The organism is Clostridium sp. TW13 (genome assembly GCF_024345225.1).
GTDB classification, from domain to species: domain Bacteria; phylum Bacillota; class Clostridia; order Clostridiales; family Clostridiaceae; genus Inconstantimicrobium; species Inconstantimicrobium mannanitabidum.
Genome location: NZ_BROD01000001.1, coordinates 4,276,272 through 4,293,768, shown reverse-complemented (window position 1 = coordinate 4,293,768; position 17,497 = coordinate 4,276,272). Strand labels below are relative to the sequence as shown.

The 17,497-nt window shown below is 32.4% G+C and carries 12 protein-coding genes and 1 other annotated feature; of the genes, 2 read left to right on the top strand and 10 right to left on the bottom strand.

Features of this window, described 5'->3' with window-relative positions:
- Positions 1-158: 158 nt before the first annotated feature.
- The 8 genes from metG (OCU47_RS19955) to OCU47_RS19920 form a co-directional block, all read right to left on the bottom strand.
- Positions 159-1,790: a methionine--tRNA ligase gene (gene metG, locus OCU47_RS19955; protein WP_261830325.1), complete on the bottom strand. Its 1,632-nt coding sequence runs from the start codon at positions 1,788-1,790 to the stop codon at positions 159-161.
- A 51-nt stretch (positions 1,791-1,841) separates the two neighbouring features.
- The gene (metG, locus tag OCU47_RS19950; protein ID WP_261830324.1) at positions 1,842-3,776 is read right to left on the bottom strand and encodes a methionine--tRNA ligase; all 1,935 of its coding nucleotides are present in this window, start codon (positions 3,774-3,776) and stop codon (positions 1,842-1,844) included.
- 59 nt (positions 3,777-3,835) lie between these two features.
- Positions 3,836-4,082: a binding site (T-box leader), on the bottom strand.
- A gap of 49 nt (positions 4,083-4,131) precedes the next feature.
- A complete protein-coding gene (locus OCU47_RS19945; protein WP_261830323.1) occupies positions 4,132-4,923 on the bottom strand; it encodes a DUF1189 domain-containing protein in 792 nt (263 codons plus the stop codon).
- A gap of 55 nt (positions 4,924-4,978) precedes the next feature.
- Entirely contained in the window at positions 4,979-6,322 is a 1,344-nt protein-coding gene (locus OCU47_RS19940; RefSeq protein WP_261830322.1) for an HAD-IIB family hydrolase, read from the bottom strand.
- Between the two features lie 31 nt (positions 6,323-6,353).
- Entirely contained in the window at positions 6,354-7,961 is a 1,608-nt protein-coding gene (locus OCU47_RS19935) for an ABC1 kinase family protein (protein WP_261830321.1), read from the bottom strand.
- A gap of 92 nt (positions 7,962-8,053) precedes the next feature.
- Positions 8,054-8,410 carry a phasin family protein gene (locus tag OCU47_RS19930; RefSeq protein WP_261830320.1) on the bottom strand — a complete coding sequence of 119 codons (357 nt, stop codon included), beginning with the start codon at positions 8,408-8,410 and terminating at the stop codon, positions 8,054-8,056.
- 83 nt (positions 8,411-8,493) lie between these two features.
- Positions 8,494-8,907, bottom strand: a complete 414-nt coding sequence (locus OCU47_RS19925) for a hypothetical protein (RefSeq protein ID WP_261830319.1) — start codon at positions 8,905-8,907, stop codon at positions 8,494-8,496.
- Positions 8,908-8,984: 77 nt separating this feature from the next.
- The gene (locus OCU47_RS19920; RefSeq protein WP_261830318.1) at positions 8,985-10,226 is read right to left on the bottom strand and encodes an aminopeptidase P family protein; all 1,242 of its coding nucleotides are present in this window, start codon (positions 10,224-10,226) and stop codon (positions 8,985-8,987) included.
- 292 nt (positions 10,227-10,518) lie between these two features.
- Here OCU47_RS19920 and OCU47_RS19915 point away from each other — a divergent pair, with 292 nt between their 5' ends.
- Positions 10,519-12,048 carry a glycosyltransferase gene (locus OCU47_RS19915; RefSeq protein WP_261830317.1) on the top strand — a complete coding sequence of 510 codons (1,530 nt, stop codon included), beginning with the start codon at positions 10,519-10,521 and terminating at the stop codon, positions 12,046-12,048.
- 5 nt (positions 12,049-12,053) lie between these two features.
- A complete protein-coding gene (locus OCU47_RS19910) occupies positions 12,054-13,694 on the top strand; it encodes a glycosyltransferase (RefSeq protein ID WP_261830316.1) in 1,641 nt (546 codons plus the stop codon).
- 152 nt (positions 13,695-13,846) lie between these two features.
- Here OCU47_RS19910 and OCU47_RS21800 read toward each other — a convergent pair whose 3' ends face one another.
- Together OCU47_RS21800 and OCU47_RS19895 are read right to left on the bottom strand one after the other, a co-directional pair.
- Entirely contained in the window at positions 13,847-16,261 is a 2,415-nt protein-coding gene (locus OCU47_RS21800) for a beta strand repeat-containing protein (RefSeq protein ID WP_309297458.1), read from the bottom strand.
- A 93-nt stretch (positions 16,262-16,354) separates the two neighbouring features.
- Complete coding sequence (locus tag OCU47_RS19895; protein WP_261830315.1) at positions 16,355-17,425, bottom strand: glycosyltransferase; 1,071 nt, start codon at positions 17,423-17,425, stop codon at positions 16,355-16,357.
- Between the last annotated feature and the right edge of the window lie 72 nt (positions 17,426-17,497).

Sequence of the window (17,497 nt, the reverse complement as noted above, 5' to 3'; positions counted from 1 at the left end):
TTCTTTTTTGACACATGGCTGACATAAAACTTCTGTAATATAATACTTGTAAAGTAGCTAAAGCACTAAACAAATTTTACCCCTTAAAAACCTTATAAAATATATAAGGCCCTAGAATTGCAGTCCCCCTTGACAAGCAATTCTAGGGCTCCCCTTTTTTATGTCCTACCTTCTTTTAGTCGTTTTACCTCTTCAGATATTTTTTTCTTATCTATTCTTTCAAATAGTAGTTGTATATCTTTTATTCTAACCTCTTTTAATTCAACATATTGCCACTTAGGCTCACTAATTCCTAAAAATAATCTTGTCTTTTCGCAGGATTTAGGTACAAACGGTTCTAGTACATTTGTTAAATTAGCAATTATCTGAACACAGTTATATAGTATATTCTTGCATTCTTGTACATTTTCTTTTACTACTATCCAAGGTTTCTCATCATCAAAATATTTATTAGCTGCCTTTATATTCGAAAACACATATTCGAGAGCAGACTTAAATTCACATTTCTCAATTTTACTTCCTACTACCTTATACATTTCTTTTAATTCTTCCTCTATTTTAGGATTTAATCCACAGTTAACTAACTCATCATCAAAATTGTTGTGGATAAAAGTTAATGTTCTGTTGATAAAATTCCCGAAAGTACCTAACAAATCTCCATTATGTGAATTAATAAATTGCCTCCAAGTAAATTCAGAGTCACGTTTCTCTGGTCCATTACTTATTAGAAAGTATCTAACTGAATCAGAATCATAATTCGCTAATATATATGGGACCCATACAGCCCAATTTCTACTTGTTGAAAATTTCTTACCTTCAAGATTAAGATATTCTGATGAAACCATCTGTATATGAGATTTTCCTATATCCAGGCCATATAATATTGAAGGTAAAATAACTGTATGGAAAGGAATATTGTCCTTTCCATGAACAAAGTATATTCTACTTTGCTCATTATCCCAATATTCCTTATAATCTTCTCCTCTTGCCTCTGCTACTTGCATAGAAGCTGAGATATACCCCATAATTGCTTCAATCCATACATATATCTTTTTATCTTCATATCCTTGGAATGGTACATCTATACCCCACTCTAAACTTCTAGTTATTGCTCTATCCCTAAGACCTTCTTTTAAATATCTCTTAGTTAAGTTAATTGAATTTGCTCTCCAGCTTGCTCCATCTGTTTTAACTAGTTTTTTAATATCATCTTCAAATTCTGATAACTTAAAAAATAAATGTTTAGTTGTCTTTAACACTGGCTCACAGTGGCAAATCTTGCATCTCTTATCTATCAAATCTTCAGGATCTAACAATTCTGAACATTCCTCACATTGATCTCCTCTTGCACTTCCCCCACAATGAGGACATGTTCCTTCTATATACCTATCAGCTAGATATTCATTACAATTTTCACAGTAATTTTGTTCTAAGGTTTTTTCATATATATATCCATTATCATAAAGTTTAATTACAAGCTCCTTTACCACCTTATGATGATATTCAGAATCAGTTTTCGTATAAAGATCATAAGAAATATTTGCCTTTTCAAAACATCTTTTAAACTCTTCATGAAAGTGATTGGATATTTCTCTAGGAGTCTTGTTTTCTTCCTTTGCTGTTATTGATATTGGAGTTCCATGACAGTCACTACCTGAAACAAAAATAACTTCATCGCCTTTTTCCCTAAAATATCTAGCTAGTATATCTCCAGGAATAAGTGCAGATAATCTTCCTAAATGTAACGAACCACTAGAATATGGCCATGCGTTTCCTATAAGTACTTTCATAAATAACCCCCTTATTTATATAAATCTGTGATTTAATATTCTTAAGCTAATTTATCTTACTATGCTTCCTGTTGGTACGTTACCTGGATCCACAGCGAATAATTGACTGTCATCATCTGTAGCTGCACAAAGTATCATTCCTTGTGATAACTCTCCTCTTAATTTTACTGGCTTTAAGTTAGCTACTAAAACTACATTTTTTCCTACTAATTCTTCTGGCTTGTAGAACTTAGAGATTCCTGATATAACCTGTCTTTCTTCTCCTCCTAGATCTACCTTTAATTTAAGTAATTTTTTTGCGCCCTTTACAGGTTCACACTCTTTTACCTTAACTACTCTTAAATCAAGCTTTTCAAAATCCTCTATAGTTATTTCTTCTTTAATTGGTTGGATTTCAACTTTTGCAGTTTCTTGCTGTTGCTGCGCCTTTAGTTCTTCTAATTCCTTGATTTTAGCATCTACATCTATTCTAGGGAAAATTGCTTCTCCTTTGTTAACTTTTGTACCTGCACTTGTTCCATCAAAAGCAGATAGACTGTTCCAGCTTAAAACTTCTGCATTAATTTGTTCATTAATCTTTTTACTTGTTGTTGGTAAAAATGCTTGAAGTAAAACAGAAGTAAATCTTAAACTCTCAATTAAGTTATATAAAACAGTACCTAATCTTTCTTTTTTATCTTCATCCTTAGCTAATATCCAAGGTGTTGTTTCATCTATATATTTATTTGCTCTGCTAATTAAAGTCCAAATATCTTCTAAAGCTTCTGGAATCTTTAAAGCATTTATGTTATCTTCAACCTTCTTAGGTGTAGCTAGAGCTAAGCTGATAAGTTCATCATCGATATCTTCCTTCGCTGTTGGTGCTGGAATAACTCCTCCAAAGTATTTTTCAACCATGGCCACACTTCTGGAAAGTAGATTTCCTAAGTCATTGCATAAATCTGAATTTATCTTCTTTATGAATATTTCATTATTGAATAGTCCATCTGAACCAAATGGTATCTCTCTTAATAAATAGTATCTTACAGCATCTACACCAAAGCTATTTACTAAAACTACTGGGTCTACAACATTTCCTTTTGATTTTGACATCTTACCACCATCTACAAGTAGCCAACCATGACCAAATACTTGCTTAGGAAGTGGCAAATCTAAAGCCATTAACATTATTGGCCAGTATATTGTGTGGAATCTTAATATATCTTTACCAATTAAATGTACATCTGCAGGCCAGTATTTCTTGTATAATTCATCATTTCCACTGCCATAACCTAAAGCAGTTATATAGTTTGAAAGTGCATCTATCCAAACATAAATAACATGTTCTTCGTCAAAAGTTACTGGAATTCCCCAAGAGAAACTAGTTCTTGACACACAAAGATCTTGTAACCCTGGTTTTAAGAAGTTATTTAGCATTTCATTTTTTCTTGATTCTGGTTGAATGAAATGAGGATTTTCTTCTATATACTTTATAAGTCTATCTGCATATTTGCTCATCTTAAAGAAATAAGCTTCTTCTTTAGCCTTTTCAACTGGTCTTCCACAATCAGGACAACATCCATTTACTAATTGAGTCTCAGTCCAGAAAGATTCACATGGTGTACAATATAATCCTTCATAAGAACTCTTATAAATATCTCCTTGATCATATAATCTCTTAAATATATCTTGTACTGCCTTTATATGATAATCATCTGTAGTTCTTATAAACTTATCATAGCTTATATCCATCATTGACCATAAATCTTGGATTCCTGCTACTATTTCATCTACAAATTCCTTTGGTGTTACACCCTTTTCTTCTGCTTTTCTTTGAATCTTTTGTCCATGTTCATCTGTTCCTGTTAAGAACATAACATCATAGCCTGTTAATCTCTTAAATCTTGCTATAGCATCAGCTGCTACTGTAGTATATGTATTTCCTATATGAAGATTTGCTGATGGATAATAAATTGGTGTTGTAATATAATATGGTTTTTTACACATTTAAAATGCCTCCTAAATACTTTTTATAAATAAAAAAGCCTCTATATAAGATTTCCTTATATAGAGGCGTTATATACGCTGTACCACTCTACTTTATATTTACCTTATGGTAAATACCTTGTAATAGATAACTCCGTCCAAGACTTTCATCATCCTGCAATATAACGGTTGCTCCCGTACTTTCCTAAATTACTTCAAAAAATAAACTCCAAGACCATCTTCATGAAAATTCTTGTCATTGGCTTGCACCTACCCCAACTCTCTGCATACATTCCTTTTCACTACTCTTCTTTTCACAGTTTGTATAAATTTTAACATCATTATAGTACACTCTTAATTTTCTGTCAATGACACATTACTTCTTCTTTTTTACCTTCTTTGTCTTAGCTTCCTCTTCAGCCATCATACAATTAATAGCTTTTCTAACATATAGCACTGGAATAATAATTAATATCCATGCTGCAAATTGAAAATTTATAGCTATTATGCATAGAATTGAATATATTATTATTGGAATTGTAGTAGCGTAAATACTTAACTTAAACAATTCTCCAAATTTCAACTTTTTTCCACCCATTTTTGTAAACTGTAATGAAATCAATGCAGTAATAAAAGCCATCACTAATCCTACCATTATACTTTTTACAATATTTATGAATATTTGTATGAACAATTGTAACCCTAATGAGCTAGAATAATCTGAAAGGTATTTCTTATTGAATTTCACATTTGTTATTTCAGAATACTTCTTTTCTGAAAATGACCCATTAGGTTGCATAAAATGTAATGCTTTTTTCCCAAAAAAGATAGCACCTTTTACATCTTTAATTCCCTTAACATCATCAGTATCAGGGTCAAATCTTAACATCATTTCCCCTTCTTTTAGAATTTTAGGCATATTTCCTTCAATCTTAAGTTCATTATCTTTAACTTCAAAATCAGGTACTTGTGACAAATGGTTATCAATTAGTTGTTTTAATTGTTTAGAATTGTTTATATCCGGTATACTCCCAACTGTTGATAAAGCTCCAAAAATTCCTGTCACCAATAAAAAATAAACTGTAACTTTTAAAACTGAATGAGATAAAAACTTAGCATAATTTTTGAAATCATATAAACTTTTAATAAAACTTTGAAATAAACTCATTTTTTTCTCCTTGTACTTCTAGATTTAGCCCCATTCCATTATAAACTAAATTTTACTAGGAATCTCTAGTTTTTCTTTTTTTATAAAATGTTTTAGAGTAAAATAACTTTTCAATAATCTTTACTACAGAATCATTATCATTTGAACCTATTATATTCGGAGATACTTCTTTTACTTCATCAACTGCATTTTCAACAGCATAGCCATAGTCTGCTAGCTGAATCATATCTATATCCTTAACATCATTTCCAAAAGTTATGATAGTATCTGCAGAGACACGCTTTTTAAGTTCATTTATAGCATTTTTTTGAGATGCCTTTTCGCTAAAAATCTCTAAATAATAGTACCCTTCATTATTTGTATCTTTATAATACATAGCTCCGATTTTATTGCTGCATTCTAAGCTCATAATATCCTTATATAATTTTTCAATAATATCTAGCTTATCTATAGCTGTAAAATAAATTACTTCCTGATTCTGTGGCAATGGACTATAAATATAATTTTTTAATGGCAGTAACTTTTTTGATTCATATAATTTCTTTTCCGCTGGATTAGTAAAATCACCATAATATATATGCAATATATCATTCACTATTGTATGAGTGAAACAATTTAATCCATACTTATCAAAAACACTTAATATATTCTTTGAAGTATCATATTCAATAGTCTTACAATATAAATAAGATTTTTCTTTTAAATCATATAATGCTGCTCCATTCATTGTTATAATAGGCAACTTAAAATCTACACCTTCTAGTATTGGCAGCACAGTTACTGAAGTTCTTGCTGTTGATACTGTAATAAGAGCATCTTTCTTTAACATCTGATTTAACTTCACCTTAGAATATGTACTAATTTCACCCTTAGAATTTAGTAAAGTTCCATCTAAATTACTTACAAACAACATTGTAGCATTTTTTCTTTTTGGCAAATGGAACATATTAACACACAAAGATACTGCAATACCTATTAAGGTATCAAGAATTCTATTAAGAGCAAATGCATATGGACTAACATCTAATCCATGTGACACAGTTACACTTAAGAAAACCACACAACTAATATATGATGCTGTAGTTTTCTTTACCAGTATTGTTATATATATAACCACTACTATACTAGCTGAAATCAATAGATACTGCAACATTGGCATAGATTTAGGTATAAAATGTTTTTCTATAATCAATACAATCATCCCACAAAAACCACCTATAAATGTTCCTATAGTACGGTTTTTGGCAACTTTAACACTATTAGATACATATGGCTGCATACATAAAATTGCAGCTATAGCTGAGTAAAATGGTATACCATCTCCTCTAATTAAATATATTAAGAAACATATAAACACTGCTATAGCAGACTTTAAATTTCTCATACCTATCTTTGGCATAAAATCCCCCCAACTTATCTTATGATAATATCTACTTCAAATTTCCAGACCTAATTATGGATATAAGAAGATATAAGCTAAAAAGAGCTGATATTATATATCCAGTAACCCCTATTAGAGATACACCCTTTACTTTAGGTCCTGCATTAGAATTTAGGATCAAGGAAGATCCTATAATCATCCCAGCAACAACAACTCCAAATACTATTCTATTAACCATTTTGTTAAGTTCACTTGTAGTTTTATCAACATCTTTTATTTCAAACTGTATCTTTGCTCTTCCTTGAGTAATACTTTCTGATAACTCAACGAGCTTCGAAGGTATTTCACTAGTACTTTTCACAAAGCTATAAAGTCCAAGCAATAATTTATCTGCATCCAATTCTTCTTTAAAATAGTACTTATTTTTAGATTTCACAAAAGGTATTATAATATCTAAGATATCTAGTTCTGGGGCAATTTCTGCAATTACACCTTCAATTATTAATAAACTCTTAGCTAACATTACAAAATCCTTTGGTAATTGAATGTTATTTCTAGTAGCAATCTCTATAACTTCCTCAAGTAATTGAGCTATTTTAATATTTTTAATAGAAGTTGATAGATACATGTCTAGCATATACTGGATATCCATATATAGTGTGTTTCTATCAATTTTGCCTCTTTTTATTCCCACAGATATTATGAAGTTAACTAACTTATTTATATCTCTTGAAGCCACTGCAATTATTGCATCATTTAATGACTTTTTTAGGGCATCTGAAAGTACACCTACTGCTCCAAAATCTATGTAGCATATCTTCCCCTCTCTTATTAAAATATTGCCAGGGTGAGGATCTCCATGAAAAAATCCATCATCAAAAATTTGCTTACAAAAAGATAGTGCTAGCTTCCTTCCTATATCATACCTATCATATCCGTACTTTTCTATTTTATCTATATCAGTAATTTTAAATCCTTTGATATTCTCCATGGTAATAACCTTATGCCCTGAATATTTCTCAATTACTTCTGGAGCATATATGCAAGCAACATCCTTATTATATTCTCTAAACTCTTTAATACTTTGTTGCTCAATTACAAAGTTTAACTCTTTATTAGTTTGTTCTTCAATTTGCTCTATTGCTTCCATAGGATCAACTAACATTTTATCTGCATCAAATTTTGTTAACTTTAAAAGCTTTTTTAAAATATGTATGTCCATGTTTATTTTCTCGTCAATGCCAGGTCGTTGTATTTTTACTACTACTTCTCTACCATCTTTTAATATTGCTTCATAAACTTGAGCTATGGATGCTGCTGCTATTGGGTTAGGATTTATATACTGAAATGCTTCTTCTATATCCATATTAAATTCTTCTTTGAAAACCCTTTTAATGTTATGAAAACCTTCTTCATTATTAATAGAATCCTGAAGCTTTGACAATTCTTTCACATATTCTTCCGGAATTATATCAGGCCTCGTACTTAACACTTGACCTATTTTTATAAAAGTTGAACCAAGTTCCTCAAAAGCTTTTCTTAAGTTTTCAGGTGAATTTCCATGCTTATTAAACTTTGAATCAATAATATATCCAAAGCCGTAGAATGTAAATATTCGTACAATCTCTTTAAATCGCATCAATGATTTTTTGTGCATGATAACCTCACCTCTAAAAATTTATTTCAAGCAAAAGGGAATCTTAACGTGAAAACGCTAAAAATTCCCTTTAGACATCTGAAAATAAAGAATTATTGCCTGTCACTTAGCTTCTTTTCTAATTCCTCAACTTTACTCTCTAATGTTACAATTCTTTCTTTTAAAATATCATACTCACCTTTATAAGCAAATGAATACCCTTCTACTATTTCTCTTACCTCATCCTTAGTTATAGGTTTTATTTCATCAATTTTAGAATTTAATTTATTAATAGTTTTATTAGTATTACTATCAAAATCTCTCTTTAATTCTTCTGATAATTCTTTACCTTCTTCAACTGTAAGTTTACCCTTTTCTACAAATTGCCCTACAAGTTCTTCTGCCTTATCATAGGTGGTTGCTACTGCGCCAACGCCTGCTAATAAAGCCTTTTTTATTTCATTAATCATAAATCTCACCTACCAATTATTATTTTTATATAATATTAACTATATTATATACCAAAATTTCGAAATTTATTTTCTCAAAATGCCTAACTTTTAGCCTTAAATTCATAACCGCATTTTCTGCAAGTAATTATTATTTTTCCTTTTCCCCTAGGAACCCTAAGCTTCTGATTACATCTAGAGCATTGAACTATTTTATAATTCTTCTTCTCTGAAAACCAGTCATTAACTCTTTGATTGAATGGTTTTTGTGTTTTATACCCCATAGCCTTACTCCCAAATTTAAAGGCCATATCTTTAAGGAAATTATCAAATCTAATTTTTTCCTGTTGCCTTTTAAAAATATCTCTTGATAAGATTCTATAAAAAGCAACTCCTATAAATAATAATCCTAATAATCTAGTATAACGGAACAGACAAAACATTAATGCTACTAAAATAATTACTTTAGACAATATATCCACACCGTATCTACCATTCATAAAATTTTTAAAGTTCATATATTTATCACCTGCTTTATAAGGCATCTAAAAATAAATATCACATGGAGCTACTTATTTTCTGAATATGCCTAAAGTTATTTTTTCATAAACTTTTCTATTTCCTCAACAGTTTTAATCATATCCTTTGTTAAAACTTCATAACCATCCTCAGTTACTAAAACGTCATCTTCTATTCTTACACCAATACTTTCTTCTTCAATATAGATGCCTGGCTCTACTGTATATACCATACCTGGCTTGAATTCTACATCTCTTTTGCCTACATCATGAGTATCTAATCCTAGACTATGTCCTATACTATGCCAATAATATTTTCTAACTTCTGATTTATCCTTTATAAGTCCAAGATTAATACATTCTTCTGCTATCAACTCTGTAGCTTGATTGTTCCATTCCAATATGTTAACTCCTGGCTTTATGCTCTTTGTTACTTTTTCATTCACTCTTAACACAGCTTCGTATACTTCCTTCTGTCTATCTGTAAACTTTCCGTTAGCTGGAATTGTTCTTGTAATATCTGCATTGTAGTAATTAATTTGTGCTCCTAAATCAAATAATACTAAATCATTATCCTTAATTTCAGAATTATTATCAACATAATGAAGTATTGTAGCATTCTTTCCTGCTGCTGCTATTGTTTTAAATGCATAATCCTTTGCACCATTAGTTTTACATACAAAGTCAAAATATGCTTCTAACTCGTATTCTTTCATGCCAGGCTTTGAGTTCTTCATCAAAGACTCTACTCCTTCAATGGTTATCTTTATTGCTTTTCTCATCTCTTCTATTTCTTCTTCTGATTTTATAAGTCTTAATTCACTTATCTTATTATAAATATCCTTTATTTTCACTTGAGGATATGTTGAAGTTATCTTACTAGCAAATACTTCAGCCACACTCTTCTCATCATCTATACTTCTTCTCTCTAAGTCAAAATATATATTTTCAATGCTTTCAGTTACTATCAATCTATTTATTACAGCTTCAAAAGTATCTAGATACTGAACATCCTCTATACCAGAAACTTCTGTTGCTTCATTAGGTCTTATAGATTTTCCTACCCACTTTTCCTTTTCTAAATCTGGTCTCAATACAAATAAAGTATCTTTATTTGTACCATTAATCTTAGTTAACACTAAGATATGAGTTGGTTCATCTACACCTGTTAAGTAATAAAAATTTCTATTTGGTGTAAAAGCATAGTCTTCATCTGCTGACTTTACTGGTGCCTTACCTGCAAAAAGTATAATGGCTGAATTATCTTCAACTTTTTCTAATAAATTTTTTCTGTTGTTTATAAATACGTCTTTTATCATTTATATCGCCCCTTTTTTATATAGCCAATCTTTTCAAATTATATACTTATATTGTAACACAATTAATTATAAATTAAGCTATGTTAGACTTTAATTAATCGTGAATTTTTTATAATTTATCTAAAATAGAAAAATTGAATTCTTAGTATAACTACTGCCAGAATAAATAGCTAAAATCTCTAATTATTTTATATAAAAACTTTATAGAATAACATCTAATACTGCTACTTCATATATTAAATATACAAGCCTAACTTAAATTTATATAGCATCATAAGGAGAGTTGTTAGTTATGATAATTGATATACTATTATTTTACTGTGAAGGTAGAGGTGGAGTTGAAGATGTAACAACAAAAATATCCAATGGTCTTATTGCTAAAGGACATCGAGTTAGAATCTTTCAATCTTATTCACCTCAATATGAGGAATGGGGGAAAAACTTAGTTGAATTCTATTTTTTTGGTGCAGGTCTTCCTTGGAACTCATCTATAGGAGATTATGCAGCTAACTATAACAAAATTATTTCAAAAATAGGAAAACCAGATGTTATGCTCGTAACACACGAGCCTTTCTGCAATCAATTATGTTATCTCGCTTTAAATGAAGATAAGAAAGAGCATACACCTCTAATATCATGGATACATGCTCAAGTATCTTCCTATGCTAGAACACCATTAATAAACTATAGCGATATCCACCTCGCTATAAGCAAAGGTGTGCAACAAGGATTAAGTAAATTCATTAATCCAGCAAATATATACCTTGTTGGTAATCCTATCACTACAAAAGGACTAACTGTATGTCCAAGACCATCAACAGGCTTATCTTTACTATTTGTAGGCAGGCTTGAAAATGGAGGTAAGAGATTAGATGTATTATTTAATGCACTTGCAAAAGTTAACGGTCCTTGGAACTTAAAGATAATTGGTAATGGACCTGATTATAATATGTTAAATCAAATGGCTAAAGATTTAAATATATCAGATAATATTGAATGGCTTGGTTGGAAAACAAAACCTTGGGAAGAAGTAAAAGAAGCCTCTCTGTTACTGATGACATCTGATTATGAAGGCTTTGCCTTAGTTATAGCTGAAGCTTTGTCAAGAGGTATCCCTGTTATTTCAACAAAAACAGAAGGTCCAAGCGAAATAATAACTGATGGAGAGAACGGATGGCTTATTGATAGAGGAAATTCAAATCAACTTGCTGACTTATTAAATAAAATTCAAGAAAAATCTATTATGCTGCCTACTGCCGAGAAATGCATAGCGTCTGTAAAAAAATATGATGAAACTGCAGTTACAAACAAAATTGAAAAAGTATTGCTAGATGCATACAAACGAAATCAAAATAGAAAAGTAATCGACTTTTTATTACTGGATGAAAGTTATACAAAAGAAATACAATCTATTATTTTAGGTGTATACAATCAATTAATTGAACGTGGATATAGAGTTAGATTGTTTCAACCAACCTACTCTACGATATTTGTGGACACAGATAGAATTGTTGAGAGATACATTTATGGCTTAGATCTTAACATTCACGCTCCTATTGATCAATACAGCATAATGTATATGAAATTAATTAGTAGAATCGGAAACCCAGATGCAATTCTTTTGCTTAATAGACATGAATTTAACAATACAGAAAATAATACCTTAAGAGATATTAAAAGAAAAACTCCTGTTATATCATTAATAAAATTGATGCAAAAAACTAATATATTCATGGAAACAAATCAAGACTTAGATGTTATTGATGTAGTAGATAACATGGAAAGCTTATTTAAAAAAATATTTAAGAGAAGGGAGATCTAATTTAAATGATAATAGATATAGTTTTGTACTATCTTTCAGGAAGAGGAGGAACAGAAGAAGCAATAATAAAATTGCAAAAAGGCTTAATAAAACGTGGACACAGAGTAAGAGTGTTTTTAGCATACGAGTCTGAACACAAGGAATGGCTCAACTTTATAGATGAATTTTATTATTTTGGACAATCTCTTCCTTGGAACTCACCTCATACAGAGTATGCAAAAAAATACAAAGAACTTCTAGAAACTATGGAAAAGCCACAGGTTGTACTTCCTACCCTACATCCTTTCTTAAATTATGTGTGCTATAAAGTATTAAACGAAAATAGCACTGAGCATACTCCTATAGTCTCTTGGTGTCACTTGCCAATTGATCGCCTTGGCGATAGACAACTATTATGTTATGCAGATTACCATTTGGCTATAAGCAAAAGCATTATGTTAGATTTGGAAAGACTTATAGCTCCTCATATGATTGAACTCGTTGGTAATCCTGTAACTATAAACAAATCTAGCATATGTAATAGGCCTGAAGGAAAATTGAAATTATTATTCTTAGGGCGATTAGTTAATTTTCAAAAAAGATTAGATGTATTATTTAAGGGCTTGGCTAAAGTACAAGGAGATTGGAGTCTACAAATTATAGGTTCTGGCATTGATACTGAAATGTTAAAGCAATTAGCAATAAGCCTTGATATAGATAAGAATATAGAATGGCTTGGTTGGCAAGACAAACCATGGGATATTATCAAAGAGACTTCAATATTGATGCTAACTTCTGACTTTGAAGGTTTTTCAATAGCTGTCTTAGAAGCTCTTGCAAGAGGGATTCCCGTATTAGCTACAAAATGTGAAGGTACCATGGAGTTAATTGAGAATAATAAAAATGGATGGTTAATAAATAAAGAGGATTCAAATCAACTTGCTAATATTTTAAATCAAATTCAAGAAAGCAAGCTTAATTTGCCTAGCCAAGAAGATTGTATTTCATCAGTTAGAAAATTTGATGATGACTTTATAATAGATAGAATAGAAAATGTTTTGTTAGATCAATACACTAAGAATACAAATACAAAGACTATAGACATAGTTTTATTCTCTATAGATGGAACTAAACCAGAAGAAAAACTTCTACTGAATATTTACAAAGGATTAATTAGGCGAAATCATAGAGTCAGAGTTTTCCAACTTTGGGCTCCTGTAAATAAAGAATGGGAGAAGGAAGTACAAGAAAGATACTACTATGGACTAAATAATGTTGAATTCGCTGATTTAGAGGTCTATGCCATCTCATACAAAAAACTTCTAAATGATATAGGTTTGCCTGATATAATCATCTCTCCTCTTAGCCCTCATCTAAGTTATCTATGTAAATATGCAGTAAGAGATTCAAAGGAGAAAATTTCTGTAGTATCATTGATAACATCTTCTGTTGATTCTTGTAATGGTAAATGGTCTTTAGGTTATGCAGACGCTCACTTAGCTCTAAACGAAGCTTTTGAAAAAGATATTAAAAAATCGCTTGATACAGAAAAAATATATGCTCTTGGTGAGATCGATATTGATAATATTGAATCTATGAATCAGGCTGATAATGATTTATTAGTTAAAAATATTGAAACAGCTTTACTTCAAGAATGTAAACAATAAAATTATATAACCAAGAATCTGCTAATAATATAATTTAATTTTTATATTTAGCAGATTCCTTTTATTATTAATAACATAAAAGATAGATTGCTGCACAAGTTAATTTTGCAACAACCTATCTCTTTTTTTGTGATATAAAACTTTACTTAATTTTAAACTTCAAGAATCTGTAAAGATGCTCCTATCACTAGTACATTACTACAATTTTGAGCTTTACAAATCAATGAAAGGGTATTGTTAAGAGCCTCAGCTTCAATTATTGCTGATCCGGTTAGTGTTAAAATTTCACAACCCTCTGCAACTCTTGCAACTCTTGCTATGCTTTCTTTTACAAATCTATCATTCAATAATAGTGCTGCTATAACATTAATGAAATTATCCCTTGATTTAAGGATAACACTCCAAGTAACTAAATAATTCTTATTTCTTCTTAATGGAATGTCTGTTACGCAGTCTCTACGATGATCATCTGATTCTAGTTTTAATGGTATTTTTGTATCTGCTGGAACTTCTCTACATAATACATAACTTGCAAAATCTCTATGACATTTACCACAATCTCCTGTAGGGCCTTTGGCTCCAGTCACTCCAGTTGCTCCTGACACTCCAGTTACTCCTGTTGCTCCAGTTTTTCCTGTTGCTCCTGATACCCCAGTTACTCCTGATACTCCAGTTACTCCTGATACCCCGGTTACTCCTGATACCCCGGTTACTCCTGATACTCCAGTTACCCCTGATACTCCAGTTACCCCTGTTGCTCCTGATACTCCTGTTGCTCCTGATACTCCTGTTGCTCCGGATACTCCTGTTGCTCCGGATACTCCTGATACTCCAGTCACTCCTGATACTCCAGTCACTCCTGATACTCCAGTTACTCCTGATACTCCAGTCACTCCTGATACCCCAGTTACTCCTGTTGCTCCGGATACTCCTGTTGCTCCGGATACTCCTGTTGCTCCTGATACTCCTGATACTCCTGTTACTCCGGATACTCCTGTTACTCCGGATACTCCTGTCACTCCTGATACTCCGGTTACACCTGTTGCTCCGGATACTCCTGATACTCCAGTTACTCCTGTTGCTCCTGATACTCCGGATACTCCTGATACTCCTGTTACTCCTGTTGCTCCTGATACTCCTGATACTCCTGATACCCCAGTTACTCCTGTTGCTCCGGATACTCCAGTTACTCCAGATACTCCTGATACCCCAGTTACTCCTGTTGCTCCTGATACTCCTGTTGCTCCAGATACTCCTGATACTCCAGTTACTCCTGATACTCCAGTTACTCCTGTTGCTCCAGATACTCCAGTTACTCCTGATACTCCAGATACTCCAGTCACTCCTGTTGCTCCTGATACTCCTGATACCCCAGTTACTCCTGTTGCTCCAGATACTCCAGTTACTCCTGATACTCCAGATACTCCAGTCACTCCTGTTGCTCCAGATACTCCTGATACCCCAGTTACTCCTGTTGCTCCGGATACTCCTGTTGCTCCAGATACTCCAGATACTCCAGTTACTCCTGTTGCTCCGGATACTCCAGTTACTCCTGTTGCTCCGGATACTCCTGTTACTCCAGATACTCCAGTTACTCCTGATACTCCTGTTACTCCTGTTGCTCCAGATACTCCTGTTACTCCTGATACCCCAGTTACTCCTGTTGCTCCAGATACTCCTGATACTCCTGATACCCCAGTTACTCCTGTTGCTCCTGATACTCCAGATACTCCAGATACTCCTGTTACTCCAGTTGCTCCTGATACTCCAGTCTCACCGGTTGCTCCTGATACTCCAGTTACTCCTGTTGCTCCTGATACCCCAGTTACTCCTGTTGCTCCTGATACTCCTGTTACTCCAGTTGCTCCTGATACTCCAGTTACTCCGGTTGCTCCTGTTGCTCCTGATACTCCAGTTACTCCGGTTGCTCCTGATACTCCAGTTACTCCGGTTGCTCCTGATACTCCAGTTACTCCGGTTGCTCCTGATACTCCAGTTACCCCTGTTGCTCCTGATACCCCAGTTACTCCAGTTGCTCCTGATACTCCAGTTACTCCTGTTGCTCCTGATACTCCTGTTACTCCGGTTGCTCCAGTTCCACCTTCATCTCCGTTTGTACCATTCGCTCCTGATACTCCGGTTGGGCCCTGTGCTCCTGTCGCCCCAGACACACCTGTAACTCCAGTAACTCCAGTTACTCCTGCTGACCACTCATCAGGACTTCCGTCTACAAATATAACAGTGTCTCCTCCTGTTAATACATAAGTTGGCTGATTTGCTGACAAAGAAATTAATCCTGGTGGATCCGCAGGTGTAACTGTTCCTACTGGACCTGGTGGATTAAAGTTAACTGAAGACAAAGTAGGGGTAGGTGTATATCCATAAGCCTCAGTTATCCTAAAGGTTGCTGAAGCTGATATACTAACTATACCTGTTCCAGTTGAATCTGTTATTAAAGCAACTCCATCACCAGTTGCTGGATCTTGTATAACAACTGGTATACCAACTATAGGAGTACTTGTACCGTCTTTATGCAATTCAAATACCTTAATATATAGATTTGCCATTAATTTATCTCCTTCCGTATTATTTAAAATACATCCATTATTACATAGTATGACATTATCTTTACTTTAGTTCCGTATTTTCACTTATACTACTTAAATCTTATCTTTGAAAAACTCCCTATTATGCAATACACTGGAGTGACTTGGCACATATTCTGCTGCTTTTTCATTATACATATTTGCTACCTCATATTGTCCTAAATTGCTATAGCATACGCACATTTGCAAATATGGTATCCAGGTATAAGTAGATGGATCCCATATTGCCATGTTGTCTGCATCTGGTTTGCTTTCTATAGCAGCCTTATACCAAAATATTGCTGCTAGAAAATTATTTTCCTGCATAAACTTATAAGCAATTCTACAGCAGATATCAGGTCTTGGAATGTCATATTCGAGTGACTTTAACATATATATAAATTCATTTTTCTCATCACCCTTATAAGAGTAACAATCTGCTATCCTTGTACAAGCTCCTTTAACATCTTCCACCCATCCTTGATTTGTATCTATAAATTGTTTATACATCTTTATAGCTTCGTCAAGTCTACCATTATCTTTTAATTCATTTGCATAATAGTACATATCTCTTGGAGTAAAGACCACATTTTCTTCCTTCATTTTTTCAAAAATTTCAAGATTTCTTGAACCATGAGGTTTGTTTCTAAAATGACTTACTGTAATGTCTGAATTCATGACTTTCCCTCTAACATCAATATACTCATGAATTCTACCAAACCACTGATAATTTTTTTCACGTTTTACTAATCTATTTCTCCTTAATGAGACAGTAGGATTGCCTTGAGCATCTCTCGCATAAATATAGGTCATTGTTACCGAATCTATGCTTGAATCTAAATTTGATTTTAGCTGTATCAGCTTATCCTTATCTTCTGGGAATAAAATATCATCTGCATCAAGCCATAAAATATAGTCCTTTGTAGCCTTACTAAAAGAATAATTTCTGGCTTTCGCAAAGTCGTCCACCCATTTAAAGTCATAAACTTTAACTATATCGTACTGTCTAACCTTTTCAACTGTTTTATCAGTTGAGCCAGTATCTACTATAATTATTTCATCTACTGCCTCTTTAACTGAGTTTATACATCTCTCTATTACGTCCTCTTCATTTTTTGTAATCATACACAAACTTATTGTGATCATTCACCCACCTCTAAAGATACTTAGTATTTCCTATATATTTTATTAATGCTTGCTTTTATTTGTGAGTTATAA

Bases quoted from the DNA above. Each gene is read 5' to 3' on its own strand.
- OCU47_RS19915 (WP_261830317.1), top strand. From the start codon at position 10,519: ATGATAATTGATATACTATTATTTTACTGTGAAGGTAGAGGTGGAGTT.
- OCU47_RS19935 (WP_261830321.1), bottom strand. From the start codon at position 7,961: ATGCACAAAAAATCATTGATGCGATTTAAAGAGATTGTACGAATATTT.
- OCU47_RS19920 (WP_261830318.1), bottom strand. From the start codon at position 10,226: ATGATAAAAGACGTATTTATAAACAACAGAAAAAATTTATTAGAAAAA.
- OCU47_RS19925 (WP_261830319.1), bottom strand. From the start codon at position 8,907: ATGAACTTTAAAAATTTTATGAATGGTAGATACGGTGTGGATATATTG.
- OCU47_RS19940 (WP_261830322.1), bottom strand. From the start codon at position 6,322: ATGCCAAAGATAGGTATGAGAAATTTAAAGTCTGCTATAGCAGTGTTT.
- OCU47_RS19945 (WP_261830323.1), bottom strand. From the start codon at position 4,923: ATGAGTTTATTTCAAAGTTTTATTAAAAGTTTATATGATTTCAAAAAT.
- OCU47_RS19930 (WP_261830320.1), bottom strand. From the start codon at position 8,410: ATGATTAATGAAATAAAAAAGGCTTTATTAGCAGGCGTTGGCGCAGTA.
- OCU47_RS19895 (WP_261830315.1), bottom strand. From the start codon at position 17,425: ATGATCACAATAAGTTTGTGTATGATTACAAAAAATGAAGAGGACGTA.
- metG (WP_261830325.1), bottom strand. From the start codon at position 1,790: ATGAAAGTACTTATAGGAAACGCATGGCCATATTCTAGTGGTTCGTTA.
- metG (WP_261830324.1), bottom strand. From the start codon at position 3,776: ATGTGTAAAAAACCATATTATATTACAACACCAATTTATTATCCATCA.
- OCU47_RS19910 (WP_261830316.1), top strand. From the start codon at position 12,054: ATGATAATAGATATAGTTTTGTACTATCTTTCAGGAAGAGGAGGAACA.
- OCU47_RS21800 (WP_309297458.1), bottom strand. From the start codon at position 16,261: ATGGCAAATCTATATATTAAGGTATTTGAATTGCATAAAGACGGTACA.